This is a genomic window from Fodinibius roseus (assembly GCF_900129315.1).
Taxonomy (GTDB): Bacteria; Bacteroidota; Rhodothermia; order Balneolales; family Balneolaceae; genus Fodinibius; species Fodinibius roseus.
Genome location: NZ_FQUS01000005.1, coordinates 204,138 through 228,707, shown reverse-complemented (window position 1 = coordinate 228,707; position 24,570 = coordinate 204,138). Strand labels below are relative to the sequence as shown.

General features: G+C 44.1%; 32 protein-coding genes and 1 pseudogene. 9 read left to right on the top strand and 24 right to left on the bottom strand.

The genetic code is table 11. From position 1 onward, the window contains the following. Positions 1 to 37: 37 nt before the first annotated feature. Positions 38 to 694, top strand: coding sequence for an HAD family hydrolase (locus tag BUB16_RS06620; RefSeq protein WP_073061125.1), 657 nt, complete (start codon positions 38 to 40; stop codon positions 692 to 694). An 87-nt stretch (positions 695 to 781) separates the two neighbouring features. Here BUB16_RS06620 and BUB16_RS22170 read toward each other — a convergent pair whose 3' ends face one another. From BUB16_RS22170 to BUB16_RS06540, 16 genes are all read right to left on the bottom strand, one after another. Then, on the bottom strand, positions 782 to 997 hold the full coding sequence (locus tag BUB16_RS22170; protein WP_211483114.1) for a DoxX family membrane protein: 216 nt from the start codon (positions 995 to 997) through the stop codon (positions 782 to 784). 256 nt (positions 998 to 1,253) lie between these two features. Further along, positions 1,254 to 1,841, bottom strand: coding sequence for a DUF6506 family protein (locus BUB16_RS06610; RefSeq protein ID WP_073061123.1), 588 nt, complete (start codon positions 1,839 to 1,841; stop codon positions 1,254 to 1,256). A gap of 129 nt (positions 1,842 to 1,970) precedes the next feature. Next, a complete protein-coding gene (locus BUB16_RS06605) occupies positions 1,971 to 2,363 on the bottom strand; it encodes a VOC family protein (RefSeq protein WP_073061121.1) in 393 nt (130 codons plus the stop codon). 118 nt (positions 2,364 to 2,481) lie between these two features. Next, positions 2,482 to 3,051 carry an ATP-dependent Clp protease proteolytic subunit gene (locus BUB16_RS06600; protein WP_073061119.1) on the bottom strand — a complete coding sequence of 190 codons (570 nt, stop codon included), beginning with the start codon at positions 3,049 to 3,051 and terminating at the stop codon, positions 2,482 to 2,484. A gap of 159 nt (positions 3,052 to 3,210) precedes the next feature. Then, positions 3,211 to 3,366, bottom strand: coding sequence for a hypothetical protein (locus tag BUB16_RS21425; protein ID WP_170864303.1), 156 nt, complete (start codon positions 3,364 to 3,366; stop codon positions 3,211 to 3,213). Positions 3,367 to 3,434: 68 nt separating this feature from the next. After that, positions 3,435 to 4,019, bottom strand: coding sequence for an LOG family protein (locus BUB16_RS06590; protein WP_073061114.1), 585 nt, complete (start codon positions 4,017 to 4,019; stop codon positions 3,435 to 3,437). A 109-nt stretch (positions 4,020 to 4,128) separates the two neighbouring features. After that, entirely contained in the window at positions 4,129 to 4,818 is a 690-nt protein-coding gene (locus tag BUB16_RS06585) for an SDR family oxidoreductase (protein ID WP_073061112.1), read from the bottom strand. 114 nt (positions 4,819 to 4,932) lie between these two features. Continuing rightward, entirely contained in the window at positions 4,933 to 5,211 is a 279-nt protein-coding gene (locus tag BUB16_RS06580; RefSeq protein WP_073061110.1) for an SDR family NAD(P)-dependent oxidoreductase, read from the bottom strand. A gap of 188 nt (positions 5,212 to 5,399) precedes the next feature. Continuing rightward, positions 5,400 to 5,861 (bottom strand): carboxymuconolactone decarboxylase family protein, encoded by a 462-nt coding sequence (locus BUB16_RS06575; RefSeq protein ID WP_073061108.1) that lies wholly within the window; start codon positions 5,859 to 5,861, stop codon positions 5,400 to 5,402. A gap of 88 nt (positions 5,862 to 5,949) precedes the next feature. Next, positions 5,950 to 6,789: a sigma-70 family RNA polymerase sigma factor gene (locus BUB16_RS06570; protein WP_073061106.1), complete on the bottom strand. Its 840-nt coding sequence runs from the start codon at positions 6,787 to 6,789 to the stop codon at positions 5,950 to 5,952. Positions 6,790 to 6,932: 143 nt separating this feature from the next. After that, positions 6,933 to 7,451, bottom strand: coding sequence for a GNAT family N-acetyltransferase (locus BUB16_RS06565; RefSeq protein ID WP_073061104.1), 519 nt, complete (start codon positions 7,449 to 7,451; stop codon positions 6,933 to 6,935). A gap of 26 nt (positions 7,452 to 7,477) precedes the next feature. Then, positions 7,478 to 7,948 (bottom strand): anthrone oxygenase family protein, encoded by a 471-nt coding sequence (locus BUB16_RS06560; RefSeq protein WP_211483113.1) that lies wholly within the window; start codon positions 7,946 to 7,948, stop codon positions 7,478 to 7,480. Positions 7,949 to 8,205: 257 nt separating this feature from the next. Next, positions 8,206 to 8,826 carry an NAD(P)-dependent oxidoreductase gene (locus BUB16_RS06555; protein ID WP_073061237.1) on the bottom strand — a complete coding sequence of 207 codons (621 nt, stop codon included), beginning with the start codon at positions 8,824 to 8,826 and terminating at the stop codon, positions 8,206 to 8,208. A 97-nt stretch (positions 8,827 to 8,923) separates the two neighbouring features. Then, a complete protein-coding gene (locus BUB16_RS06550) occupies positions 8,924 to 10,066 on the bottom strand; it encodes an alkene reductase (RefSeq protein WP_073061233.1) in 1,143 nt (380 codons plus the stop codon). 103 nt (positions 10,067 to 10,169) lie between these two features. Beyond that, positions 10,170 to 11,114: a helix-turn-helix domain-containing protein gene (locus BUB16_RS06545; protein ID WP_170864302.1), complete on the bottom strand. Its 945-nt coding sequence runs from the start codon at positions 11,112 to 11,114 to the stop codon at positions 10,170 to 10,172. 80 nt (positions 11,115 to 11,194) lie between these two features. Next, positions 11,195 to 12,043 (bottom strand): helix-turn-helix domain-containing protein, encoded by an 849-nt coding sequence (locus tag BUB16_RS06540; protein WP_073061096.1) that lies wholly within the window; start codon positions 12,041 to 12,043, stop codon positions 11,195 to 11,197. A gap of 151 nt (positions 12,044 to 12,194) precedes the next feature. Here BUB16_RS06540 and BUB16_RS06535 point away from each other — a divergent pair, with 151 nt between their 5' ends. Together BUB16_RS06535 and BUB16_RS06530 are read left to right on the top strand one after the other, a co-directional pair. Next, positions 12,195 to 13,229: an aldo/keto reductase gene (locus tag BUB16_RS06535; protein ID WP_073061230.1), complete on the top strand. Its 1,035-nt coding sequence runs from the start codon at positions 12,195 to 12,197 to the stop codon at positions 13,227 to 13,229. Positions 13,230 to 13,280: 51 nt separating this feature from the next. Further along, positions 13,281 to 14,393, top strand: coding sequence for an alkene reductase (locus tag BUB16_RS06530; protein ID WP_073061227.1), 1,113 nt, complete (start codon positions 13,281 to 13,283; stop codon positions 14,391 to 14,393). A 41-nt stretch (positions 14,394 to 14,434) separates the two neighbouring features. Here BUB16_RS06530 and BUB16_RS22365 read toward each other — a convergent pair. Further along, positions 14,435 to 14,542 (bottom strand): annotated as a pseudogene (locus BUB16_RS22365) (transcriptional regulator); the annotation flags it as partial. Between the two features lie 135 nt (positions 14,543 to 14,677). Between BUB16_RS22365 and BUB16_RS06525 the strand changes: the two are divergent. Further along, positions 14,678 to 15,568 (top strand): DNA-3-methyladenine glycosylase family protein, encoded by an 891-nt coding sequence (locus BUB16_RS06525; protein ID WP_073061093.1) that lies wholly within the window; start codon positions 14,678 to 14,680, stop codon positions 15,566 to 15,568. Between the two features lie 9 nt (positions 15,569 to 15,577). On the opposite strand, the gene BUB16_RS06520 is transcribed toward BUB16_RS06525, so the two are convergent. The 3 genes from BUB16_RS06520 to BUB16_RS06510 form a co-directional block, all read right to left on the bottom strand. Continuing rightward, positions 15,578 to 16,333, bottom strand: a complete 756-nt coding sequence (locus BUB16_RS06520) for an SDR family oxidoreductase (RefSeq protein ID WP_073061090.1) — start codon at positions 16,331 to 16,333, stop codon at positions 15,578 to 15,580. Positions 16,334 to 16,584: 251 nt separating this feature from the next. Further along, positions 16,585 to 16,845, bottom strand: coding sequence for an Ada metal-binding domain-containing protein (locus BUB16_RS06515; protein WP_073061087.1), 261 nt, complete (start codon positions 16,843 to 16,845; stop codon positions 16,585 to 16,587). After that, a complete protein-coding gene (locus BUB16_RS06510; protein WP_073061084.1) occupies positions 16,829 to 17,317 on the bottom strand; it encodes a helix-turn-helix domain-containing protein in 489 nt (162 codons plus the stop codon). Before BUB16_RS06510 ends, BUB16_RS06515 begins: the two co-directional genes overlap by 17 nt. A 562-nt stretch (positions 17,318 to 17,879) precedes the next feature. On the opposite strand from BUB16_RS06510, the gene BUB16_RS06505 reads away from it, so the two are divergent. Both BUB16_RS06505 and BUB16_RS06500 read left to right on the top strand, forming a co-directional pair. After that, on the top strand, positions 17,880 to 18,668 hold the full coding sequence (locus BUB16_RS06505) for an NAD-dependent epimerase/dehydratase family protein (RefSeq protein ID WP_211483111.1): 789 nt from the start codon (positions 17,880 to 17,882) through the stop codon (positions 18,666 to 18,668). A gap of 18 nt (positions 18,669 to 18,686) precedes the next feature. Beyond that, positions 18,687 to 18,914: a hypothetical protein gene (locus BUB16_RS06500; protein ID WP_073061081.1), complete on the top strand. Its 228-nt coding sequence runs from the start codon at positions 18,687 to 18,689 to the stop codon at positions 18,912 to 18,914. A 13-nt stretch (positions 18,915 to 18,927) separates the two neighbouring features. Here BUB16_RS06500 and BUB16_RS22165 read toward each other — a convergent pair whose 3' ends face one another. Together BUB16_RS22165 and pdxR are read right to left on the bottom strand one after the other, a co-directional pair. Continuing rightward, complete coding sequence (locus BUB16_RS22165; protein WP_084088089.1) at positions 18,928 to 19,047, bottom strand: winged helix-turn-helix transcriptional regulator; 120 nt, start codon at positions 19,045 to 19,047, stop codon at positions 18,928 to 18,930. Positions 19,048 to 19,074: 27 nt separating this feature from the next. Beyond that, positions 19,075 to 20,541, bottom strand: coding sequence for a MocR-like pyridoxine biosynthesis transcription factor PdxR (gene pdxR, locus BUB16_RS06490; protein ID WP_073061078.1), 1,467 nt, complete (start codon positions 20,539 to 20,541; stop codon positions 19,075 to 19,077). 98 nt (positions 20,542 to 20,639) lie between these two features. On the opposite strand from pdxR, the gene BUB16_RS06485 reads away from it, so the two are divergent. The 3 genes from BUB16_RS06485 (at position 20,640) to BUB16_RS06475 (ending at position 22,867) form a co-directional block, all read left to right on the top strand. Next, positions 20,640 to 21,074 (top strand): carboxymuconolactone decarboxylase family protein, encoded by a 435-nt coding sequence (locus tag BUB16_RS06485; protein WP_073061076.1) that lies wholly within the window; start codon positions 20,640 to 20,642, stop codon positions 21,072 to 21,074. A 39-nt stretch (positions 21,075 to 21,113) separates the two neighbouring features. Continuing rightward, positions 21,114 to 21,551, top strand: a complete 438-nt coding sequence (locus BUB16_RS06480) for a cupin domain-containing protein (protein ID WP_084088088.1) — start codon at positions 21,114 to 21,116, stop codon at positions 21,549 to 21,551. A gap of 374 nt (positions 21,552 to 21,925) precedes the next feature. Beyond that, the gene (locus tag BUB16_RS06475) at positions 21,926 to 22,867 is read left to right on the top strand and encodes a 2-hydroxyacid dehydrogenase (protein WP_073061070.1); all 942 of its coding nucleotides are present in this window, start codon (positions 21,926 to 21,928) and stop codon (positions 22,865 to 22,867) included. Between the two features lie 236 nt (positions 22,868 to 23,103). Here the strand turns inward: BUB16_RS06475 and BUB16_RS06470 are convergent, their stop codons facing one another. Both BUB16_RS06470 and BUB16_RS06465 read right to left on the bottom strand, forming a co-directional pair. Beyond that, a complete protein-coding gene (locus BUB16_RS06470; RefSeq protein WP_084088087.1) occupies positions 23,104 to 23,694 on the bottom strand; it encodes a peroxiredoxin in 591 nt (196 codons plus the stop codon). Between the two features lie 70 nt (positions 23,695 to 23,764). Beyond that, positions 23,765 to 24,568, bottom strand: coding sequence for an alpha/beta fold hydrolase (locus tag BUB16_RS06465; protein WP_073061067.1), 804 nt, complete (start codon positions 24,566 to 24,568; stop codon positions 23,765 to 23,767). Between the last annotated feature and the right edge of the window lie 2 nt (positions 24,569 to 24,570).

Here is a 24,570-nt window from a genome sequence, read left to right as displayed (position 1 = left end):
ATAATAATAAAACCGTTAACAATCAAAAATTGAGTCCATGAAACAAATAACGACCATTATTTTCGATATGGACGGGGTTATTGTTGACAGCGAACCCATTCATATGAAGATTGAACAAGAGTTATTTCATGAACTGGGATTAGAAATTACAACAGAGGAACACTGGCAATACGTTGGTACCTCGGCCCATGAAATGTGGGAGGATATAATTGATAAATACCAACTCCCCGTATCCGCCGATAAAATCCTTGCCGAAAAGCAGCAACGATACCTGAAGCATCTTTCCAATACGGAAAAGTTAAACCATATTTCCGGGATAAAGCGTCTGATCCGACATTTTTATAAACACAATAAAAGCCTGGTTCTTGCATCATCAGCAACACGCGAAGAGATCAAGTTTGTCCTCAATAAACTTAATCTTAAAACATATTTTCCAATTACCATCAGTGGAGCCGAACTGGAGCGATCCAAACCTGATCCGATGATATTTCTCAAGGCATCAACATTGAGCCAAACTCCTCCAGAGCAATGTTGTGTCATTGAGGACTCGGAAAATGGCGTACGTGCTGCCAAAGCAGCCGGAATGAGGTGCATCGGTTATAGAAATCCCCATTCGGGGGATCAGGATTTAAGCAAAGCTGATGTGATTCTGGATGATTTCGGGAAACAAAACTGGGAAAAGATTCTTTCATAGAGACCATTATACTACCACTTTTCCCCAAATCCCTCCCTTGTAAACAAGTGGATTGATAAGAAGGTACTTCAAAGTCTCTCTTGATCATCAAATGCAGGCAAAAAGAAGAGTCAGCACAGAAGCTCCATAGGCGGCCAGTCGGGTTTTATACCCTGTGATTAGCAACACTGAAAAAGTTATCTCTAACACTGTAGCTGCAATGGCTAAAAATGGCACAATCTCTGGTGGTGCATAAGAGTTAACATCTGCAGTGTAAGCTAAAAAACTATTCCACCCAGCCGAATGCTCTCCCCATAAACCCAAGCGAGAAGCTACTGCTTACAAAAAGGTAGCTGCCAATGCTAAACGCATAAGAAAAGTTGCAATGTCTTTATGAGACTTCATGGTTTGAATTTCCATTACTGTTTATTTCAATAAAAATGTACTACTTTTTTGGATGAGCTAAATAATCCAGTTTTAAGACATTAAGTAATCCAGTTGTGCAAGAATTACACCTCCTGAAAAAACTCATTCAAATTGATCGGGATGCCGATCGGTCTTTATTTCTTAGCATGGGTGTCTATCTTTTGTCATTTACATAGTACGAAGCAACTCCAACAGGAACCTGGCCATCTGTTGCTTCATGAATTATATCCGCGTCCGTAAAATTTAGTCCGCCATACAATTCAATCAGGGTAGCACCTTTTTTATGGAGATTCTTCGCTTCTTCTGCCGCTTCGGATTTGCCCGAAACCGCAACAAAGGTCGTCCATCCGGCCTCATGCTTCTGTTTTATCCGGTCCATATTGGGATTTGCTTTATCAGCTAATACAAGAAAAACCTCCCCTTCCTTTTGTTGGCTACCACCTGACTCATATCTTGCTTTAAAATTCGCCGCCCCGGTAATTGACTCAAAAGGATAGGTTACCAGTCCAATAGGAATCCGATTATCTATTGCTGACTTTACGGCTGTGAGCCACTTAAAACCTGTTCCACCACATAATTCAATGCAATCAGCTCCCTGATTAACCTGATCAACGGCCAGCTCTGCAGCCGAGGCAGGATCAGGAGCACGTACCAGAATAATCTTATTCTCACCTTGTTTTACAAGATTCGTTGTTGACCTTTCTCCCACATAGATTATGACTTTTCGTTTGTGATCACTCATAATTTGTTCAAACTAAGAATTAACAAAATAAATCAAGTATGGCATAAGAATAAGCGGTGGACCTTCTCCCTTCCGCTCAAAATACATAGCCGAGCCATCTTTAGATCTGATCCGTCCCATATTTACCTGTCATTGTTGTGGTTCATAAAGATCAAACAGGTTGCCGTCCAGATCCTGAAACCTGACCCCTTTACCGCCGGGCACTTCTTTGGGCTGACCTTCAAATTGAACGTCTCGCTCATGCAGCTCCTCATAACCTTTCTCAATATCATCGGATTTAAACATAACCACGGGAAGATCTCCTGCCTGGTTACCAATTAATGCTTGCTTCTCCGTGCTGTCAGCTTGTGCCAGTTCAAGAACAGTCTCATTGGATTCATTCGGAGCAACAGTCAGATATTTCCAATCTTCCCCGAAATCCATTTCATTGCGCACTACAAATCCCAGCTTTTCAGTATAGAATTTTTTGGCTTCTTCCTGATCTTTTACAAAAATGGTTACCTGGATTACATTCGTTATCATAAAATTGGGGTTTCATTCAACTTTTCGCTTCTTTGCTATCAATAAGAATAAAATTTCATGGAACACTTAGTACGGTAAGATTACGGCAACTCTGCGGGTGGTTTGCGACATTACCATTTCAGCTTACTTCTGATACATGCTCGACAATAGTTCCCACCAGTCCATACTCCTTCGCCTCTTCAGCTGTCAGCCAGAAGTTGCGCTGAGTATCTTGTTCCACTTTCTCCAAAGGTTGACCTGTGGCATCAGCAATAATGTCGTTCAATCGCTGTCTCATTTTTACAATTTCCTCAGCTTCAATGGCAATATCACTGCCACTTCCCTGCACACCACCACTCGGTTGGTGAAGCAGAAATCGCGTATTCGGCAGGCAATATCGGTTTTCTTTGGAGACAGAAACGTAGATTAAGGCCCCGGCGCTGGCTACCCAGCCGTTTCCAACGATGCGCACCTGCGCATCCACAAAGCGAATGGCATCATAAATGGCATGACCGGAATCAACATGTCCGCCCTGCGAGTGAATAAACAGGGTAATCGGCTCATTGGATTCTGCCGACAAAGCCAGCAACTTACCGGCCACCTTACCCACCAGTTCCTGGGTAATTTCTCCATTGATTATGACGATCCTTGAATCTAAAAGACGTTCGGTAATCGATCGTTTTACGGGTATAGGTTTAAATGAGGCCATAGAATACTACTTGTTAAGTTATCAGTGTCATTAATTCTGGAGTCCAATTAGAACGGTTTCGTAACTCCGCTCAAGAAAAAGATAGGCAAGTGGATTCCTTAGCGATTGAATAAAACCGACATCTCAATTGTTCATGTCGCACAACTGATCTTGCAGTTCCTAGAGGGGCCCACAGTGATCCTTAATAGTACAGCCGGCAAACTCTCCATTGGCATCAAACCGGATGTGGCAACAGGTGGTAAACAGACCGCGCAGTTTTTTACGGGCGCGGTGGATACGTATAGCGCGATAAATACAATTCATAAAATATGACATACGTGAACATTCCGTTTTACTTGCTGTAGTCGGGAAAATTCACGGGAAGTCAGAAAAATTTTTTGAAACTATGTGCTGTCTCTGCTTATCCACTTATCTACCGCCGGAGCTTCATAATGTTCAAACCGACTAACCAATGCTTTGGGATTATCTTCCACCATCAGTATCTGACGGTGGTCTTGTTTTACAAACTCCTCAGAAACGGCATGGTCTAAAAATGAAGAAAGATGATCATAATACCCGCAAACGTTGAGCAGTCCGACGGGTTTTTGGTGAAATCCAAGCTGACTCCACGTAAGTACTTCGAATAGTTCCTCAATGGTTCCAAGTCCGCCGGGCAAGGCAATAAACCCATCCGACTGTTCCGCCATTGCAAACTTTCTTTCATGCATGGACGAGACGACCTGCAAATCTGTTAGTCCCTTATGAGCGACTTCTTTTTTCACCAGATCTTCCGGGATGATACCGGTTACCTTTCCACCATTTTCCAAAACCGTATCGGCAAGCGCTCCCATTATTCCTACACTGGCTCCGCCATATACTAATTCAACATTCTGTTGTACTAATAATTCGGCCAGCTTTTTTGCACCCGCCGTATATTCTTCCCTTTTCCCGGGACTTGATCCACAGTACACACAAATTCTGTTAAGCATTATTTAAACCACCTTACATTTTTATAAAAACATTTTCTTAATCGAAAACAGGATACATTACGTTGCCTATTTAAGCAATTTCAAATTATTATTTATAATGTATTCACCATCAAATCAACGTAGCACCACCATCTACAACCGTTACTGTTCCGGTCACATATTGGTTCTCCATGAGTCTTAGATAAGCTGAGGCAATCTCATCAGGGGAAGCCAATCGGGGAACGGGAAAATTGTTGGCCATATTCTGCAGGGCTTGGGGCTTTGGTTTAACAAATCCGGGACTTACCACATTAACCCTCACCGGAGCCAATTCCACGGCCAGCGATCGCCCTAATGTTTCCGTAGCACTGTTGATGAGAGCAATGGTAGATGCACCCCGGAATATCTTTTCCCCGGCAATTCCGCTTGTCAGAATAATACTGCCATTTTCGGCGATAAAGGGTTGGGCTGCCTGAATCAGCTGATAGGCTCCCCACAACTTAGTCTCGAAAGCCTCTTTGGCTTCTTGAACACTGGTTTCTTGAAAAGGAGCAGAACTGATTTCGGGCTTCACCGTAATAACCAGATGATCAATTTCACTTATTTGTGCAAATAAATCGTTCTGGGCTGATGACGATGTTATATCCAAATCATAGAGATCAATTGATTCTTCCGGCAGCTCTTGGAGTAGTTCCTTCTTTCTCTCGGTTGTATTACGCGAAGCTATGATGACGTAAGCACCATGCCCTTGAGCCTGTTTGGCTACAGTGAGCCCAATACCGAAGCTACCTCCAACAACGAGTACTTTTTTATTCTTCATTTTATGGTCATTTTAGTCTTTTTTTTTGTATCTTTTTCATACGAGTATCTACGTAGAATTATGTCTCATTCGCTAAATATAGAGACAAATTTCAATTCTAACCTTTCACGTGTACTAACCCGCATTGGCAAAGAGAATATCCAGTTTGCCGAAGGTGTCATGAATCTTTTGTGCCAAATTATCAAGGTGATTCATATCGCCAACATCACCCTGAACGGACAGCACCTTTTCACTGTCAATTTTTTCGGCTGCAGATTCAAGCTTTTCCAGGTTTCGGCCTGTGATGACGACATCCGCACCCTCATCAGCAAACAACTTCGCGGAAGCAAATCCCATTCCTGAGCTACCACCCGTTACAAGTACTACTTTATTGTTAAAACGTTGACTGTCCATATTTGGCTTCAATTGTTTAAAAACCTTGCAGAGCTTCCACCGCTCTGCAAGAGTGTGTATTTATTTAGGTGTGATCAAGAGAGTCAAGCTATTGTAGCTGACTAATTGTAACAGTTCAGCATTGGAAATATATAAGAAGAGCAAGCTCGGCAATTGAATAAAACCGACATTAATAAAAAGTTGCCAGATTACCCCTGCTGTCCAACAATATAGTTTCCCGGGGTGGTCCCAAAGACTTTGTTGATTCGATTCCACGTATTTATCTGCGTTATTCCCACTGTTAAAGCAGCAATCTCTGATTTGGAATAAAATTTAGTCAATGACTCAAAGACCTGGTCATCTACCCCTTCAGAATCGGCTTTTGTCACGGCTTCAGCAAAAGCTAAAACGGCTCTTTCTTTGTCCGTATAAAAGAGGCATTCTCTCCACGCCGGAAGCGAATGCATCCGCAGCTCTTCCTCTCCCATTTCTAAAAGCTCTTTGTGATGCATATCCAGGCAATATGCACAGCCATTGATCTGCGAGACACGATACTTTACAAGCTCCAGTAATTTTAAATCGAGACCGGTTTTTTTTAGTTGCTGTTCGATGTTATTTAACCCTTTGATTAATTCTGGTACGACATCTTGATATGATATTCGTTCTGTCATTGTTACCTCTTTTTAGGTTTTAGCATTTATGTGATTACTTCAGTACATAAGACAGGCAAGAAAGGTCAAACGTGACAGGTGATCTACATTAAACAATATCCTTTAGCTTATCCGGATCCAGAATGTTACAAATCCGGCGGATAGTCTGTCCATCTTCACCAAAATGATACACCTGACATGCTTTTATCTCGTCTCCCTCACAAAATAACAGCGCGGGCTGGTGATTGATCTCTGTAAACCTCAGTGACTGTGAACGTTGAAATTTGTGATATGCAAATACCAACAGGTCGGCCACTTCCGGGCGTCCTCTGCATATTCGCTGCACAACATTGATTTCATCCCCGCCATCAGCATAAAGCGTAACATCATCAGCAAGCATACTTTGGAGCTTCTCAGTATCCCGGCTCCGAATAGCTTTGATATATCGCTCGATCTGATTCCGGTATGCCCCAAAACCCTGAATATCTCCGGGCTTTTGATCTGTTTTTCTGACTTTCGCCCTTGCCCTACTCAGTAATTTCCTGGAATATGCGACCTTCACAGACAGAACTTCGGCAATCTCCTTATGGGAATAGGCAAATGCCTCTTTAAGAATAAAAACGGCACGTTCCTTAGGATTTAGCTGCTCTAACAGAAACAGCAAGGAATAGGAAAGGATATCTTCTGCAATAATATTTTCATCGGCCGTGGTTGTTTCTATGGGTTCAGGCAACCAGGAATCCTCAAGACTGGTTTTTCGCTTTTGCTTGTCCTTTAGGTTAATTGACTGATTAATAACAGCTCGGATCAAATAACTTTTTTCATTCTTCACCTCCGAATCTAATCCGGCATACTTTGTCATTACATCCTGAATAGCATCTCTGGCATCGGCTTTCGAACCCAATACATTATAGGCGTACGGAAAGAGTAGGTTTTGATAGTCCTTCATTGTCAAAATGACCTATTAAAAGCTACAGTTATATAGTAAGACAAAATACCTACCCCAAACGTGACAAACCCAGTGTGGTTATTAGTTAATAAGAATAATCGGAGGATCTTCTGGCTGCTGAACGCCTTCATTATTGTTTGCTTTCATAACTGTAAAATTCCAATGTCACGATACAGCCTGAACACCAGGCAATCGTCCTCACCAAACCGGCGACGTTCTACGAATTGAAATCCCAGGCGTCGATAAAACTTATGTGCTTTGGTATTACTCTCAAGCGGATCGATGAGCACAGCTTTTACTTCAGGATCAGAAAAACACCTGTCCAGTGCCAATTTCATCATTTCGGTTCCGTAACCTCTTCCGAGGTCATCTGCTTCGCCGATCCAAATATCAATGGCCTTGTGTCCCTCCTCTGTTTCGCCCCAGTAATGGGTTTCTTCCCGCGCCGCATCGATAATCTGCAGAAAACCAATGGGACGTCCATTGAGCTCGGCAATAAACCTTTCTTCCCATTTAGATTTTCTATTCAATTCCTGCTCCCAATCCAGGTCATCATTAGGGGCTGCTGCTTCCACATGAGGCTGCTTATCCCAATGCTCTAACAAAGCCTGATCATCAGGCGTAGCTATTCGCAAACTAATATTTGGTGATAACTGACTCATACAAACCTCATTTGAATCAAATGGATTTAGTTTATTGACATAGCATACCAAAGAAACAGGGTCAATGCTATCAATGTCATTACCGTTCGCAGGTGATTCCACCTTGTCCACCGGCTAACATAATTGGCCCAGAAATTAGCAGCATTTGGGGCATCCCTGTGGAGTGTAGCCAGCTTATTATTCATCGGTACATGGATGATCAACGTAACTAGCAATCCACCAGCCAGGTAACATACACCGCCTGCAAGAAGAAAGATGGAGGGGAGTCCCTGCCAGTGGAAAAGTGTTGAGATCATCAATAACAAGCAGGCCACCGGCGTACCCCAGAAGACCAAGGCAAACAGCGGGTTTTTGATCGTTCGGTTGATGGATTGCATGGCCGTAATTCCTTCGGGTGGACGGAGTCCCTCAAGCGCCTTCATTACGCACGTGGAGAAAATGAAAAAGAGGCCCGCCATGAGCCCGCTGCCCAACATGACGAGAGGATGTAAAATCAAAAAATATAATTCCATTTACTTAGCCTCTCAATGTATCGCCAATCCTTTTACCCAAATATTTTAGCAAATAAATCCCCGATACAACAATAAAAGCCCATGAGATCCAGGTACTGACAGTAGAAGTCGCCAAAAAGGTGGCACCTACGGCTAGAAAAACGACTCCCAAAGCCAGTAATCCGCTATGATTTTCGCTTGTGTTCTCTTCTATAGAATCCATCATTATAACTTTATTGATTGATAAGTTGAAATATTCAAGTTCAATACGATACCCCCGGCGTTTTGTGCAGATATTGATCATCATGAAGTTGCTTTAGCATGAAATCAGCTACATCTGCACGGGAGATTTTTAGCTCAACACTTTTGTCATCTCCCGGAAAGCCGTGTTTATATTCTCCTGTTAATCCATCATCCGTAAAAGCTCCGGGACGCACAATCGTCCAGTCCAAATCACTATCTTTGACAAGTTGCTCCTGCTTCTGATGATCGGCAAACGCCTTCCGAAGCAGTAGCCCAAACATGATATACTTCCAGAAGAAGTTAAGGTTACCCCGGCTCTCTCCCACTCCCAGCGTGGAGAGACAGATCAACCGGCGGACGCCCTGTTGTTGCATCGCCCCAATGATATTTCGGGTTCCTTCGGATCGTACGGTCCCCTTACTGCCGGCTCCCAGCGCCACAAAAACAGCTTCATAATCAGGCATAGCTTCCGCAACCGAATCAAAATCCAGCACATTACCTTCCACCGTTTCAAGATTTGGATCGAAATCCAACTTAGATGCGGAACGGGAAAATGCCGTTACCCGGTGCCCCTGCTCCAGTGCCTGCTCAATGATCTGACTACCGATGCTGCCGGTAGCACCAAAAACCAGTAGTTTCATGGTATTCATGATCTTAGTTTCTATTCTGACTTATCGCAAGGTATCTGATCTGGGAATCGGGAAATAGAATAAAACCGACATAAGTTTATTTGGATATCTATGCTTCCATTTTACTGTTAACTTTAGATATCGTAGGATAATCAGTATATCCTTTAGCACCACCTCCATAAAAAGTGTCTGGGTCTGCCTCAGCCAGCGGGAGATCATACCGCAGGCGGTAGGGCAAATCAGGATTGGCAATAAATGGGCGTCCAAAACCAATCATGTCAGCCCAGTTATTCTTCAGTGCGTGTTGGGCCTTTTCCTTATCGTATAGCCCAGTACAAATTATAGTGCCTGAGAATGCTTCTCTCATTGATTCCCGAAACGATGCCGGCATCGGAGGGACTTCATACGAGTCGGAATCAGCTTCTGCAATATGAACATAGGCAATACCTATTTCTTCAAGCATTTCAATTACAGCCAAGTAGGTTTCTTTCGGGTGATCATCCTTAGACCCGTTCAATGAGGTTAACGGATCCAGGCGAATCCCCACCTTGTTTCTCCCCAAGATGGCAACCACTGCCTCCGTGACCTCTCGCAAAAAACGGAGCCTGTTATGCAGGGAGCCACCATACCTGTCGGTTCGATTATTAACCTGGGAATCCAAAAACTGATTGATCAGATAACCATAAGCTCCCAGAATTTCTACGCCATCAAAGCCCGCCTTTTGGGCATTTAAAGCTGCCTGGGCAAAATCGTCAATTATATCTTGTATCTCAGGGATAGTTAATGCTCGGGGTTTCGAGTGCTGCACCATTTTCCCTGCTTTCGATTCAGGTCCCTTTCCCTCTGGAGCTACATATACCTTGACGCCTTCGGCCACAAGCGGTGAAGAAGACACCGGGGCTTCACCATTGGGTTGAAATGAAGTATGAGAAACTCGGCCCACATGCCATAGTTGAGCAAAGATGAGTCCATCCTTTTCATGAACGGCCTCGGTAACTTTGCGCCATCCTGCTATCTGCTCGGAAGAATAGATTCCGGGCGTCCAGGCATACCCCTGCCCCTGTTGACTGATTTGTGTGCCTTCAGTAATGATTAAGCCCGCACTGGCCCGTTGGCGATAATATTCAGCCATTAATTCCGTGGGCACATTTCCCGCTTCGGCACGGGAACGGGTCATCGGGGGCATCACAATGTGGTTTTCAGTCGTATAGGATCCTACTGTATGTGGGAGAAAAAGTTTTTCTGAAGTCATAATATGCTGTTCGTTTACCATATAATTCATTTGCGAACAACATATAAGAACGTGCCAGATCTTTGTTAGTAGGTTTTACAGGTATGATAGTAGAAAATACAGATTACCGAACAGAGGAAGGGGTTCGCCCGGTATGCTTTTTAAAGTACCGGGAAAAGTAGGATGGATCTTCGTATCCCAGTCGAAAGGCAATTTCACTTATATCAAGCGAGGATTGCTTGAGGTACATGGTGGCCTGCTTTATGAGTTGATCTTTGATAAGACGCCCGGCCGATTTTCCAGTCACAGATTTTACGGTATCGTTAAGATGGTTTTGAGTAACTCCAAGGTCATCCGCATATTCGGCTACCTTTTTTATGGATACTGGCTGATGTTCTTTTAGTGGATCAAAATCTTTTAAATACAACTCTTGGAAAGACTTCATAAGCCGCAGTTCTGTTTTGTTAACAGCCTGAACAACCTCACATTCATTATTTTCGTATAACGCATGAGCTTTATGCAACAACAGTTGAAGAGAGCTGCGGAGAATATCCTCAGAAATAGTACTGTGGTGATTAAGCTCCTGATACATCGACTCAAATAGCGACAGGTAATCCTGTGTTTGCTCATCTGTCAAGTGTAAAACGGAACCACAATCAATCCGAAAGAAGGGGAGTTCTTTCAGTAATCGCTTATCTTCTCTGCCCAGATTAAAAAAATCGCTCGAAAAAGAGCATATATAACCGTCATGTTTATCGACTTCAGACTGCCATGATGTAATCATATCAGGACTAACAAAGCACAGCATGTTTTCCCGAAGATAGTGCCGATTGATACCAAACGTTTGGACACCTTCACCACCGGTAACAATAAACATCTGATAAAAATTGAGGCGGTGGGGCTCAATGGTATCCCGGAGCTTTGACCTACAATCTATCGCAAAGTGTTGTAAGGAGATAGGCCCCACTCGACTTTCTTCATTTTTGTAATACCTTTTTTGGTAATTCTCCCTGCTTATTAGTGGGATCTCATTAGTTTCTCTCATCATAACCTCTGGCAGAAAATTCACAGTAGTATTTCTGATTAGGTTAAGATATCTGCCTCATTCACTGTAGAATAGAATAAAACCGACATCAAATTTAAGAATTGCTAATCTTTTTGCTCCACGTCTATACGGTAATCAGAAGGACTATCCCCGAAATGCTTTTTAAAAAACTTATTCAGATGACTGGCGTCGAAAAAACCAAAGTCCATTGCAATCTCGCTGATGGAATCCTGGCTATAGCGGAGCCGTTGTTCAATTAATTTATAGCGGTATTCTGAAATATAGTCGCTCAGTGTTACTTCCATATTTCGTTTGAAAAAGGAGCCGATATAATTGGGCGATAAGTAAAACTCATCCGCAATCTTTGCTGCGCTTAAGGCATCGGGATCATGAATATTGCATTCGATGTAGTAGAGGATCGATTCAATCCTGGAAGTATCATCCCCTTCGAATTTTTCGTAAGGTTGCGATTGATTGCGCTTGATCAGCGTCAGTATCACTGAGAATAGTTGAAAGATAGTTTCCTTATACCGCTTTGCAGAACGTTGCCATTCCATGGATATCATCTCCATTAGCTTTCGGGTCATTGCTATATCTTCGGCAGAATGAATCAGGCTTCCGTGGGATACTTGTGATTTCCGCAGAAGCAGGTCTATCTCTCGATTCCAATTTTCGGGCACTTGGAAATTATTGTTAGAAACATACAGCTGCGTGAATTTGAAGTAGATAAAACGCGTGGTTTGATCGACGTTAAACTCATGAGAATCCTCCGGCCGTAGCAGGAAAAGATCTCCACCCGTATAATCCATTTCATGCTCATCAACGATATGCTTTCCGCTCCCGTGCATGATGAGGATAACCTCAAAATGATTATGCCGGTGTTTCGGGTGATCCCAGTGATCCGTCTCAAAATCTTCAATGATGAAAGGCTCAAACTGTACGTATCGCTTCATTATGCTGTCTGTTTACAAAAGGATATCAAAATTATACAACGGCCGGTACGTCTTCATGCCGTTTATTGAGGTACAACACTGCATTGAGATAGTTTCAATCAAAAATACAAACAAAACTTACACAAAAATGGAGTCACAATCTGACAACAACATGGAGTATCGAAATCTTGGCGCCTCGGGACTGAAGGTACCCGCCCTGAGTTTTGGAGCCGGAACATTTGGCGGTAACGGTCCCCTGTTTAGCCACTGGGGTGATACAGACGTTGAGCAGGCCCGCCGGTTGATCGATATCTGCCTGGAAGCCGGGGTAAATTTATTTGATACGGCTGATGTTTATTCCAATGGCGCTTCGGAAGAGATCCTGGGCGAAGCCATCAAGGGACGACGAGACCAACTCATGATCTCCACCAAAACGACCCTGCCGATGGGTGACGGTCCGCATGATGCGGGATCTTCACGCCACCGGCTGCTCCGCGCCGTGAATGCGTCTCTAAAACGCCTCCAAACCGACTACATCGACCTGCTGCAAATCCACGCTTTTGACGGGTCAACACCAATTAAGGAAGTTCTTTCCACGCTTGACGATCTTATACGCTCCGGCAAGGTGCGCTACGTGGGCGTCTCGAATTTCTCGGGCTGGCAACTGATGAAATCACTTGCCATCTCCGAGAGATACGGCTACCCGCGCTATGTCGTCAACCAAAGCTATTACTCGCTGGTGGGACGTGATTATGAGTGGGAACTCATGCCGCTGGGACAGGATCAGGGTGTAGGTGCGATGGTCTGGAGTCCGCTGGGTTGGGGACGACTGACTGGAAAGATCCGCCGCGACCAGCCACTACCTGAAAAAAGTCGTCTGCATGAGACCGCCAATGCCGGTCCTCCCGTCAATGATGAATTGCTGTACGATGTGGTTGATGTTATGGATGAAATTGCGGAAGAAACGGGCAAATCGATCCCGCAAATTGCTATCAACTGGTTACTGCAACGACCTACCGTTTCTTCTGTAATCATTGGGGCCCGAAACGAGGAACAACTTCGCGATAACCTTGGCGCGGTAGGCTGGAATCTTAGCCCAGAACAGGTGGCCCGGCTGGATGACGTCAGTGAAAAACCGGCCGCTTACCCCTACTGGCCCTATCGTCGGCAGGAAGGATTTAGGAAGCTTAATCCGCCATTAGTCTAACCTCCCATCAAAATTCAAAAAAGTTATTTATCCATGAGTAGCGATTTCAATATTCTATTTACATCTCATTCATTAGGATCTTACAAAACAACAAACCGAATTGTAATGCCGCCCATGACTCGTTCACGGGCGGGCAAAGGTAATGTAGCAACCGACCTGATGGCACGTTATTATCAACAGCGAGCGGAAGCCGGATTGGTTATTACTGAGGGTACGCAAATCAGTCAGCAGGGACAGGGCTACGCCTGGACGCCGGGCATTCATTCCCCCAAGCAGGTTGCAGGATGGCGTAAAGTTACCGACGCCGTTCATGAAAAAGATGGGCTCATTTTTGCCCAGCTGTGGCATGTTGGCCGCCTTTCCCACACCTCTTTTCAACCCGAACAAAAAGCTCCCGTCTCTTCTTCTGCACTGGTCGCTGACGGCGTTGAAGTGTATGTCGCACCGGATGGAAAGGGGCCTGAATCAGGTATCGGCAAAATGGTGCAACATTCGAAGCCACGAGCACTTACCATCCCTGAAATCAAACAGACGATCAAAGATTTTGGGAAAGCGGCTACAAACGCACAAGAGGCCGGCTTTGATGGTATTGAACTGCACGGGGCCAATGGCTACCTGATCAATCAATTCCTGGACTCACAATCCAGTAACAGAACAGATAAATACGGAGGCTCCCTGAAAAACAGGCTCCGTTTTCTCCGGGAGGTTACCCGCGAAGTTGTGGATGTACTCGGACCCAAAAAAGTGGGTGTCCGCTTGGCGCCGTTAACAACCTTAAATGGCACAAAAGATGACCATCCCAAAGAAACCTATCTTGCCGTGGCTGAAATGCTGGACGAGTTCGATATAGCGTATATCCATATAGCAGAAGCGGATTGGGATGATGCACCGCTCATGCCCGTGGCATTTAAACAGTCACTGCGGGACGCCTTTTCCGGTACTATGATTTATTCGGGGAAATACAACAAACAAAAAGCGGTCTCTGCCCTCGAGCAAGGCTGGGCGGATATGATTGGTTTCGGACGGCCATTTATTGCCAATCCGGATTTACCCTATCGGCTGAAACACGATTTCCCATTGGCTCAGGGAGATCCGGATACCTATTTCGGCGGAGGGGCGGAAGGATATACCGATTATCCGCTATATAAGAATGGTAAGCAATAATTATTGTTTGAACTTTAATAGGATATCGTCGGTCACAACATATCAAAATTACTGGCTACTTTATTGGCTGGCAGTTTCTGTTCAGCCAGAAGATCTAAGATGCCCCTGCGTGTAGGATCAGCTATTGCTTGAAATACATCTCGCTGCATTAAAACCAATTCCTTGTAGTTTAGTTATCTAACTATTTGATTACCAATACATAGCTGTCTGGTTATACAAGTATATCATACGAATCCCGCAAAAAGTGGGTGGTATTAAGAGGTCGGTTGGTTATACTACAGGCTATGGAATTTCACCATGATACCGCTCAGCTGAACACGCCGCATATTTTTAACTTTGCCGAATGCCTTCATTTCCTGGATCGCGGCTATGATGACTGCCTTTACACCATTGAAGGTAAAGCGGTGTTAAAACCACTTCGCATTGGCAAAGAGCAGGGATTGATTAAAATCTCTCCAAGATCAGATACACTGAAAGTAGAGCGGATTGCAGGAGAGCTGAATCTGACAAAAGCAACGCAATATGTAACCGAGTGGTTCGATCTAAAACGAGAACTGCAGCCTTTCTATCAATTGCTGGACCAACACGAACAGTTTTCGTGGATGAGCACCCGGTATCATGGCCTGCGGCTGATGGGCATCCCCGACCTTTTTGAGGCCCTGTGCTGGTGCGTCATTGGTCAGCAGATTAACCTTACCTTTGCATATAAATTAAAGCGGAGGCTGGTTGAAAACTATGGTAGCTTTTTGAAGCATGATTCCACAAAACATTACTTCTTTCCCGAGCCAGAAGTGTTGGCAGCTTTATCGGTAGAATCCCTCAGGGATATGCAGTTTTCGCGTCGTAAAGCGGAATATATCATTGGTATTGCGCGGCAGTTTGTCCGCGGCGATTTCTCGAAACAGCAGCTGCAAAATCAGGAAACATACCAGCAAATGGTAACGCAGCTGAAAACAATCAGAGGGGTGGGGGATTGGACGGCCAATTATGTGCTGATGAAATCACTCCAGAAAATGAACTGTATTACGTATGGGGATACTGGCTTACAAAGTGCGGTCTCATCGATCATGAACTTAGATAGAAAACCCACCCGAAGTGAAATAGAAAACTTTTTCAAGCCTTTTCGCGGGTGGGAATCATATCTGAATATTTATCTCTGGAGAAAACTGAGTTAGTATTTGAGATTAACTTCCGTTGATCTCAGAATAACCTCCATCGATAACAATTTCTGTTCCATGAATATAAGAGGCCTCATCAGAAGCCAGGAAACAGACCGCTTCAGCCACTTCATCAGGATCTCCAAAACGATTAAAGGGAATAGTGGGTGTTATGGCTTCAATTTGCCCTTCGATTTGTTCGGCCGAAAGACCGGTCTTCTCCCAGATATTGGTGTCAATATACCCGGGACTTACGCCATTAACCCGGATATTTTTGGCCGCACATTCGGCAGCCATAGTTTTAATGAAAGATTGTACCGCCGACTTCGCCGCGGAGTATACTGACATGTTTGAAAATCCTGCCTCTGTAACCACAGAGGTATTGAGGATAATGGCACCACCTTCCTTTATCAAAGGTAACACTTGCTGGACCGTAAAAAAGGTGCCTTTAACTAACACATTAAACAGCTCATCGAAGTGTTCTTCTGTAACAGCTTCAACAGGGGCAAACTTTCCGTATCCAGCGTTTACAAACAGAATATCTACATAAGATGTAATTTCTTTTATTTGTTCTTGTAGCATGTTGAGGTCCAACATATTTCCTGCATCAGAAACAATGCCATGGGCTCCCGTCCCCAACTCGTTGACGGTTTTATTGATCGTATCCTGGTGGCGGCCGGTGATAATCACTTCAGCTCCATCCTGGATAAATGCCCGGGCTGTAGCCAATCCCATTCCACTTGTTCCGCCTGTTATAAGAACTGTTTTGTCTTGCTTATCCATTGTAATCTTTTTTAATATTTACAATTATAATACAACTAAATGTCGGATGGTTGTGGTTATTCTAACACCCGATTCTTGCGGAATACCTTGGGAAAGAAAGGTTTCTACATACAGGAATAAGTGGTTAGGGAGAGCCCCTTTCATGAACTACTTTTTTGGATTGAGTCGAGGGGAGGTGGGACCAATGGTAGTCGGAAATTGTTCATTGTCAGTATAAAAGCCCTCCTTTCTTTCATCGAGCTGACCTTAAATTAACTCTTTTTCTGCCATTTTTTATATTCTTCTCCCATGCAGTGTCCGCAGGGACGGTAGCCTTGTCGTATCGCGCCTTCTCGATTTCTGAAAAATACCCGGTTTTCAGCTTTCATCCGCTTGCCCGAGCTGCAATCCAGCTGACCGTATATTTTTAAATTTCGGTTTCCGGCCAGCGTGATTTGACCACCTTTAATGAGCGACCGGATTCTTCGTTTTTGAGCCGAGGTTGTGACACCTAACTTAATCTGTCTGAGCATGATTTTCTTCAAATATTTGTGCAGCCTCCCATCCAATAATAGCCGTCTTACGCGTGCTGCCCCAGCGGTATTCGCCAATGCCTTTGCCTGTCGAAGCAACCAGGATATGGCCAAAGGGACTTTCACTGAAATGATAGCGGATATCAAGCGATTGCCCCTGATTTTTAAACTCCCCGGGCGTCATGCCTTCGATATTGACAAACAGATCATGCAGTCGGCTGCTGCTGGAAAGCCCGGTGTGAAAGATCGCTTCTTCGATGGTTTGGTTTTTATCTAACAACCTTTTGGCATGGTTCAAGCTAATATACTGCAAAAATTCCTTCGGTGTGACACCAGCCCACTCTTTGAACATCCGATGGAAATGGTAAGGACTGAGATGCACCGCTTCAGCAACATCATCCAGGTTGGGCTGCTCGATGGCATGTTCTTTTATATAGGTAATGGCTTTAGCTACACGCTGATAATCAATCATGACTTATGATATCTTTATTTTAATATGAAGTTAGCAATGGTTGGCGGAGAAGAAAATCCGATTCTTGCGGATTATTTCCCCAATTCTACTTCTTAAGCGCCCCCTTTTCGAAGGAAAAAATTTACAGCCATACTTGGGTATCTGATATCACTCATAAATTGAATCTCATTTTTAGACTTACTTTTTGAGCATCGCATCCATTGGATATATGATCAGCTGCCCTAATAAACCGCCATTTCTTACCAAATGTTAAAAGAAATGACTGCCTTAGTCTTTATCTTGGTAGTGTCATTTTAATTCTAAGCTAACTAACACTATGGAAGGTAAACCAAAAAAAGTGCTCCTCACCGGGATCACTGGATTTTTGGGATCACACACCACTATTCAACTGCTGGAAAAAGGGTAAGAAGTCACTGGCACGCTACGGAATATGGATCGGGCGAAAAGCATCAAAAGACAATCTCTCGGCATACTTCGCATATGGGCCGTTTACATTTTGCCGAGGCCGATCTGACAGATGACCAAGTTTGGGACAAGCTGATGCCCGGCGCTGATGCCCGGCATGGAATTCGTTCAGCATATTGCCTCTCCTTTTCCACGGGAGCTCCCGGACAACGAAGATGATCTGATCATCCCAGCCAAAAACGGCACGCTGATTGTACTCAAGGCCGCGGCAGCCCATAATGTAAAAAGAGTGGTACTCACTTCATCAGTCGGTTCCATCATTTATGGAAGAAACAACGGTGACCGTAGCGGCATGTATTCCGAATCCGACTGGACGAACACCCAAAACAAAGAGGATACGACACCTTATTTTCGCAGTAAAACCATCGCTGAAAAAGCCAGCTGGGAATTTATGGACCAAGATCACAGTGGCATGGAACTGACAACCGTCTGCCCGGGTGCCATACTGGGACCGGTATTGGAGAAGGATTTCGGAACTTCTGCTAATATCGTCATAAAAATGCTGGACGGCAGCATGCCCGACATCGGTTTTGACATTGTGGATGTACGGTCTGTTGCCGTTCTGCTGATCCGGGCAATGGAACATCCTGAAGCTGCCAACGAACGCTTTATTGGCTCGGCTGGTTTCCTGAAGTTTAAAGAGGTAGCTGACATGCTGCGTCAGGAGTACCCAGACAAAAAGATCCCCAAACGAATACTGCCAGATTTCCTGGTTCGACTGTTATCCTATTTCGATGCTTCACTTCAGCCAATACTCATTGATCTGGGAGTGGAACGAAAAGTCGATTACTCGAAAGCCCAAAATTTGTTAGATTGGAAACCATTGCCCAACCGTGAAGCTGTGCTCTCTTGTGCCAAGAGCGTTAACGAGTTTGGACTAGTATAAACCTTACTGTTAATAACGATGGAAAATCTTATCAACGCGTTGAGTTTTGGCGGGATTCTCTCTGATAAAGAGCTGGATTATGTAGCAGGACTCTATGAAGCCAAGACCTACAAGCCGGGTGATCATTTCTTGTCCATCGGCAAGATATCCAACCTCATTGGTTTTAAGGTCCCCCAGCAATACATCGCTTCCTACCTGCAGATCACCCAGCAATCCTTCAGCAGAATACGCCGGGAATTAGCGTGAGATTTTAAACTACTTATCCACCCACCGATTCTTCGAGTGCTTTCGTCCAGTCGCAAAGAGATTGTAATATCTCACAGAGCTCTTCCCCAAAGTCTGTCAATTGGTATTTAACTCTTGGGGCACGGCTACGAATAGTTTACGTGGTCAATCTATAACAACCTTAGCTGAGCGACTTAGATAATATTTCAACAGCTCTTTCCTGCTCTTTGAAGTTGAGGGAAGCAAAACCCAGACGGATGGTATTATAGACCGACCCCTTATTGTAGACCCTGCTGTTGGGAATTCGCAAACCTCTTTCCCTGGATTTTTCTTCAACAGTGTTCAGATCATTATCAAGAAAGGTTGCCCAGGCGGACATGCCGCCGTCTGGTTTGTCAAATGAAACGCGATCTCCGATTTTTTGTTGCAAGAGCCCGCAAAAACGATCACGCCGCTCCCGGTAAAGACGAATCATCTTTTTTATATGCCGATCCATTGTTCCATTCTCATATAGCCTGGCGATAGCTACCTCCTTCAAACTGTCTCCTTGCCAGTCCACGGCTCTTCGCTGGTGAGAAACAGCTGTTATGAAATTTTCAGGTGCAACGACAAACCCCATCCGGATGGATGGGACCAGGGTCTTACTCAGTGTTCCAATATAAATAACGTTTCCGTGTTGATCTAGGCTGGCCATCGGCAGAATGGGACTGCTGGCATAATGAAAATTGTAGTCGTAGTCATCTTCAATAATAGCAAAATCATATTCAGCGGCCAATTCAAGCAGACGAATCCTCCGTTTGGGCGAAAGGGTAACCGTGGTCGGATGCTGGTGATGGGTAATAATATACAGCAATTTGATCTCCTTTTTCTTACAAAGCCTTTCAACCGCATCTATATCCATGCCCGAACCATCGACCGGAACCCTGTTAATCTCGGCTCCCGTTTGCTGTAAGGTCCGGGTTGCTCCCCAGAAACAGGGATCACCAACAATGACATGATCTCCGGGCCGGATGAGAAGGCGAGCGGTCAGATAAATGCCCATTTGTGCCCCGTTTGTTATCATAATATTTCCGGGCGAAATCGGCAGTCCCCTGGAATCATTCAAAAAGGAAGATAGCGTTTCCCGGAGATAGTTCACTCCCTCCGGGCTACCGTACCGGTAATACTTATTGAATACACTTCGCCTGGAAAGGCTTCGCAACTCACGCGTATACGCTTCTATGGGGGCTTCTCGTATGTCGGGAAATCCATCGTCGATGGTCAATTCAAACTCATGCGACGGTTGGCCAGAGGGAAACTGCACAATCCTGCTTTCATCAACTGTGAATGCGGTTTCCCTGGGATACGTTGCCTTTGGAGTTGTTTGAACAATACCCTGCGGCTGGATGTCCGGCAAATCCTGTACTACAAACGTTCCTTTTCGGGGTTCCGTCTCTATCCATCCCTGGGCCTGCAGCTCGTCGTATGCTGCCAGCAAGGTATTCCGGTGAACCTGTAACGACTCTGCTAATTTTCGGGATCCCGGCAGTTTTGTTCCCTTACGTAGCCGTCCGCTACGAATTTGGTGAATCATCGTGTTGGATATCTGCAGATAAACGGCCGTATTGGATGACTTGTCAATTGTAATGAGTTTATCCAGCGGAAGCATTCTGGTCTATCTGGTTTATTCATATTGGTCTATAATGATAGTCCAATAAATAAATATACTCAAGCAAACAAATCACCACAAAGAACAGAAGATAGAATATGAGTCTTTTTAAGAAAACAGAACCGCGCATTTACGAAGCGATGTCCGTAGCAGAAACCCAGTTGGAGGCGTTTGACCTTGATCCCAAACTCAAAGAGCTGATTAAAATAAGGGCCTCCCAAATGAACGGCTGCGGATTCTGTATAAACATGCACACCAAAGATGCTCGTGACCTGGGAGAAACCGAACAGCGACTTTACGGCCTCAGCGCCTGGTGGGAAACCCCTTTCTTTACTGAACAAGAAGAAATTGCCCTGAAGGTGACCGAAGAGGTGACGACGATTTCAGACGGGGGGATCCCGGATGAGGTATATGAAGAAGCCATCGCCGTGTTGGGCGAACAACAATTTGCGCAAGTAGTATTTACGGCCATCACCATCAACAGCTGGAACCGTATTGCCATATCCTCTCACCTAATGCCGGAAAAGGATTAGAAATTGTTATTCAATTAAGTCTAAAAATATTTTCAACATATGAGACGATTTAATCAACAGCTTGGAATAGTAGTCATAGCTTGCATTCTATTGGTATTCCTATCACCGGATGATTCTACCGGTCAATCGGAGAAGCAGGAACTCGGACATGTCCCGGTCTTGAGACAAGCCCTTTCTGATCCAGAGCTCGAAGGATATGAGCTTTACAGCAAGGTGCTTGAGGTCCCGCCGGCGTTTACCGATACCGTTGCCCATCGGCACGATGCCGAACTATTTGGCTATGTGCTGGATGGCAGTGTAAAAATTAAGCTCAAAGGTAAACCGGAAGCAATTTTTCAGCAGGGGGAAATGTTCAATGAACCCCGTAACATCCTGCACACGCTCCTACAGAATATGGAGGAAAAACGCATGTCGAGGATACTACTGTTTTATATCATCAAAGAAGGAAGATCAGACTATCAAAAAGAATATAACTAAACCAGTTCAACCCTCTGGTTCGTCCAGAATCTGACAGTAATCGGCTAAAACCGGAAGTAATGCTGTATATGATCTACTGATCGACAGCATATCTGGACACATGCTTTACAAACAACTGAATAAAATGGGAAAGTCGATCCCCGACAGATCCGGCATCTCGATATCCGAAAAAATAATGTCTATATGCTGAGTTGTAGATTCATTTGTTTGTTCTGATAAAAAAATCACCAATCCCATACCTTTTAATCTAAATAAAAATGGGCGGATGATCTTACCCCCTATCCTTTACAATTTATTAAAACGATTTATTAACGATGCTACTTATTTTGGATAAAAGACTAATTTCCTACTAAGAGCAGGCATATTCTCAAGTTATGAATATTCTTTTTTGTGGTGAAGGCTTTTCAAATGCAATTGACCACCTAAAGCCACTTCTTTCAGACTATAATTTACGCATCTGTCCCGAAAATAGGGTTCAGGATCATGTTGCAAAGACCGATGTAATCATCCCTTTTATTACGAATGTCGATGAAAAACTTATGAAACAGGGGAATTTTGGTCTAGTACAGCAATTCGGCGTTGGATTAGGAGTTGTTGATATCGAAGCTGCCACTCGAAATAAAATATGGGTGGCACGTGTGCCGAGTGCAGAATCAGGAAATGCCGAATCTGTAGCAGAACATGCGATCATGCTTATGATGATGCTGTCCAGAAAGTTTCATGAGATCCAGAATGTCCTGCAAGCCAGAGAGGTCGGTAGACCCATAGGACAGACTCTTTTCGGAAAAAGGGCGTGCATCATAGGACTGGGGGGTATTGGCAGGGCACTTGCCAGACGCCTCCATAGCCTGGATATGCATGTTACCGGCATCCATGAGTACCCAGAACGTGGAGTGCCATCCGGAGTTGATAGGCTCTTTGGCTTATCGGACTATACCGAAGCCGTACATAACGCCGACTATGTGATATTGTGTCTCAACTACAGGGTTTCCCGTCATCATTTTATCGATAAGCCTGAATTACAGGCTATAAAACCCGGTGCCTTTTTCATTAATATTGCCCGTGGTGGGTTTCTCAACCACGATGCCTTGCTTCACATACTCCAAACAGAGCACCTGGCGGGTGCAGGATTAGATGTTTTTGCCGAAGAGCCCGTTAATCCCGATCATCCTCTATTCCAACACAATGTTATTGCTACTCCGCATATTGGAGGTGTTACAAATGCATCATTCAAAGGAACAGCCCGCATCGTCGTTGACAATATCAATCGATATGCACAAGGTAAAGAGCCTTTATACTCAGCTAACAATATATGAGAATTAAGAATAATCTATCTATACCTAGCTTTTTTCGAAAAAGATATGTCTCGACTATATCGACTAACATGTTATTTGCTTCCATTAGGAAAATCGACTAACATTTCCATGTAGTCGAATAACCCAAGATCACGAGAGAAACGGATAAATTGCTGGGCGCTTCAATAACCAACGGAAACTGGGCAATCCATTAATCTATTTGAGAATTATTTCCGTTCAGCGAATTAAACATTTCCTTAATATTTCGTTAGCCACTCCACTACCTCATTCGCATGCTCGTCGGGCGGAAAGACAGGATAAAATACATGTTCGATGGTCCCATCAGCAAGTACCATAGTAAGACGTTTGTGATAAGTCTCACCCTCAACTTCAAAGGTGGGTAGCTGTAACTGATTGGTAAATTCGTGATCAACATCACTCAAAAGTTCAAATGGTAACTGGACTCGGTCGCGTGCCTCACGCTGATGATTAATTGACTGCAGGGAAAGGCCGAATACCTCATTCACACCGAGATCTCTCAATTCTTGATAGTGATCCCTGAAACTACACGATTCCTGAGTACACCCATATGCCCCCGGTATTTGACTCCATCCGTCTGGATCTTTTTCATCAGCCGAACGTCCCATCTTCGGAAAACAATAGACAACTACACGCCCTGTAATATTCGATAGATCAACAGTAGCTCGGTCAGTGGTATTTAGGGTTACTGAAGGAACTGGTTTATTGGTCAAATGATCGGCCGTAGCTTCTCCAATACCGCTGGTAGCTCCCGTAATAAATGCTGTCTTATTTTGCACTGAATTGTGTTTATTAATTCTTTCCTTCATTCTATATAGTGACTAAAAATTATACTTATATACTTTTATTGGAATTCCTTCGTGATGGTAAGTTTACCACCTATTTAAAATCATTTTCTTTATAAAATTCTGTCAAATAGGAATTAAAGATATCTGGTTGTTCCATATTCGGCAGGTGTCCGGATTGCTCATTAATCTTAAACGAAGAATGAGGAATTTGCTCGGCTACTTCTTTGACATCCGAAACCTCAAAGAAATAATCCTCTTTTCCGGCAATAACTAACGCTGGAACTTCAATACGATTTAGATAATCAAAGTTATCTCTTCGCTCAGCTCTTCCCCGGTGTGAAGCAGCAGCATCCTCCATTTCAGTGTTGACCATCATATCATATAAGTGCTGGTATACTTCACCTTTTTCTTTCATTGTTTCGGGATGGATATACTTATGGATATCCTGCTCAGTATACGCTTTCATCCCCTCAGAACTTATTTGCTCAGCCAATGTAAGTCGTTCATTGTAGGATGTTTCATTTTCAGCCCTGGGGCTGCCTGCACAAATCACCAAGGATTTAATACGATGGGGAAACAACCTTGCAAATTCTACGATGATTTGTGTTCCCATAGATAACCCAATTAAGTGTACCTGCTCGATATCCAGACGATCTAACAGCATCGCCAGATCAAGTGCATGCTCTTCTATATATATTTTTCTGAACTTATAATCGGTTTTGCCATATCCCTTTAGATCAGGCAAGACGAGTCTAAAATCATTCAGCACACCATACTGATATTTCCACATGGTATGGGTAAAGGGATGTCCATGAACCAAGACTATCGTCTCGTTTTTATCCTGATTTAAATCTTCATAAAAATGCGTGTTTCCCCATAGATGTAGACGATTCATTT

Excerpts from the sequence above, each read along its gene's own strand:
- BUB16_RS06570 (WP_073061106.1), bottom strand. The coding sequence starts at position 6,789 with ATGAAGGACTATCAAAACCTACTCTTTCCGTACGCCTATAATGTATTG.
- BUB16_RS06475 (WP_073061070.1), top strand. The coding sequence starts at position 21,926 with ATGAATATTCTTTTTTGTGGTGAAGGCTTTTCAAATGCAATTGACCAC.
- BUB16_RS06505 (WP_211483111.1), top strand. The coding sequence starts at position 17,880 with ATGGAATTCGTTCAGCATATTGCCTCTCCTTTTCCACGGGAGCTCCCG.
- BUB16_RS21425 (WP_170864303.1), bottom strand. The coding sequence starts at position 3,366 with ATGTCATATTTTATGAATTGTATTTATCGCGCTATACGTATCCACCGC.
- BUB16_RS06465 (WP_073061067.1), bottom strand. The coding sequence starts at position 24,568 with ATGAATCGTCTACATCTATGGGGAAACACGCATTTTTATGAAGATTTA.
- BUB16_RS06590 (WP_073061114.1), bottom strand. The coding sequence starts at position 4,019 with ATGCTTAACAGAATTTGTGTGTACTGTGGATCAAGTCCCGGGAAAAGG.
- BUB16_RS06520 (WP_073061090.1), bottom strand. The coding sequence starts at position 16,333 with ATGGATAAGCAAGACAAAACAGTTCTTATAACAGGCGGAACAAGTGGA.
- BUB16_RS06470 (WP_084088087.1), bottom strand. The coding sequence starts at position 23,694 with ATGAAGGAAAGAATTAATAAACACAATTCAGTGCAAAATAAGACAGCA.
- BUB16_RS06585 (WP_073061112.1), bottom strand. The coding sequence starts at position 4,818 with ATGAAGAATAAAAAAGTACTCGTTGTTGGAGGTAGCTTCGGTATTGGG.
- BUB16_RS06610 (WP_073061123.1), bottom strand. The coding sequence starts at position 1,841 with ATGAGTGATCACAAACGAAAAGTCATAATCTATGTGGGAGAAAGGTCA.
- BUB16_RS06575 (WP_073061108.1), bottom strand. The coding sequence starts at position 5,861 with ATGACAGAACGAATATCATATCAAGATGTCGTACCAGAATTAATCAAA.
- BUB16_RS06580 (WP_073061110.1), bottom strand. The coding sequence starts at position 5,211 with ATGGACAGTCAACGTTTTAACAATAAAGTAGTACTTGTAACGGGTGGT.
- BUB16_RS06525 (WP_073061093.1), top strand. The coding sequence starts at position 14,678 with ATGGAATTTCACCATGATACCGCTCAGCTGAACACGCCGCATATTTTT.
- BUB16_RS06555 (WP_073061237.1), bottom strand. The coding sequence starts at position 8,826 with ATGAAACTACTGGTTTTTGGTGCTACCGGCAGCATCGGTAGTCAGATC.
- BUB16_RS06480 (WP_084088088.1), top strand. The coding sequence starts at position 21,114 with ATGAGACGATTTAATCAACAGCTTGGAATAGTAGTCATAGCTTGCATT.
- BUB16_RS06600 (WP_073061119.1), bottom strand. The coding sequence starts at position 3,051 with ATGGCCTCATTTAAACCTATACCCGTAAAACGATCGATTACCGAACGT.
- BUB16_RS06540 (WP_073061096.1), bottom strand. The coding sequence starts at position 12,043 with ATGAAGCGATACGTACAGTTTGAGCCTTTCATCATTGAAGATTTTGAG.
- BUB16_RS06500 (WP_073061081.1), top strand. The coding sequence starts at position 18,687 with ATGGAAAATCTTATCAACGCGTTGAGTTTTGGCGGGATTCTCTCTGAT.
- BUB16_RS06605 (WP_073061121.1), bottom strand. The coding sequence starts at position 2,363 with ATGATAACGAATGTAATCCAGGTAACCATTTTTGTAAAAGATCAGGAA.
- BUB16_RS06510 (WP_073061084.1), bottom strand. The coding sequence starts at position 17,317 with ATGATTGATTATCAGCGTGTAGCTAAAGCCATTACCTATATAAAAGAA.
- BUB16_RS06485 (WP_073061076.1), top strand. The coding sequence starts at position 20,640 with ATGAGTCTTTTTAAGAAAACAGAACCGCGCATTTACGAAGCGATGTCC.
- BUB16_RS06620 (WP_073061125.1), top strand. The coding sequence starts at position 38 with ATGAAACAAATAACGACCATTATTTTCGATATGGACGGGGTTATTGTT.
- BUB16_RS06515 (WP_073061087.1), bottom strand. The coding sequence starts at position 16,845 with ATGCTCAGACAGATTAAGTTAGGTGTCACAACCTCGGCTCAAAAACGA.
- BUB16_RS06565 (WP_073061104.1), bottom strand. The coding sequence starts at position 7,451 with ATGAGTCAGTTATCACCAAATATTAGTTTGCGAATAGCTACGCCTGAT.
- pdxR (WP_073061078.1), bottom strand. The coding sequence starts at position 20,541 with ATGCTTCCGCTGGATAAACTCATTACAATTGACAAGTCATCCAATACG.
- BUB16_RS06535 (WP_073061230.1), top strand. The coding sequence starts at position 12,195 with ATGGAGTATCGAAATCTTGGCGCCTCGGGACTGAAGGTACCCGCCCTG.
- BUB16_RS06550 (WP_073061233.1), bottom strand. The coding sequence starts at position 10,066 with ATGACTTCAGAAAAACTTTTTCTCCCACATACAGTAGGATCCTATACG.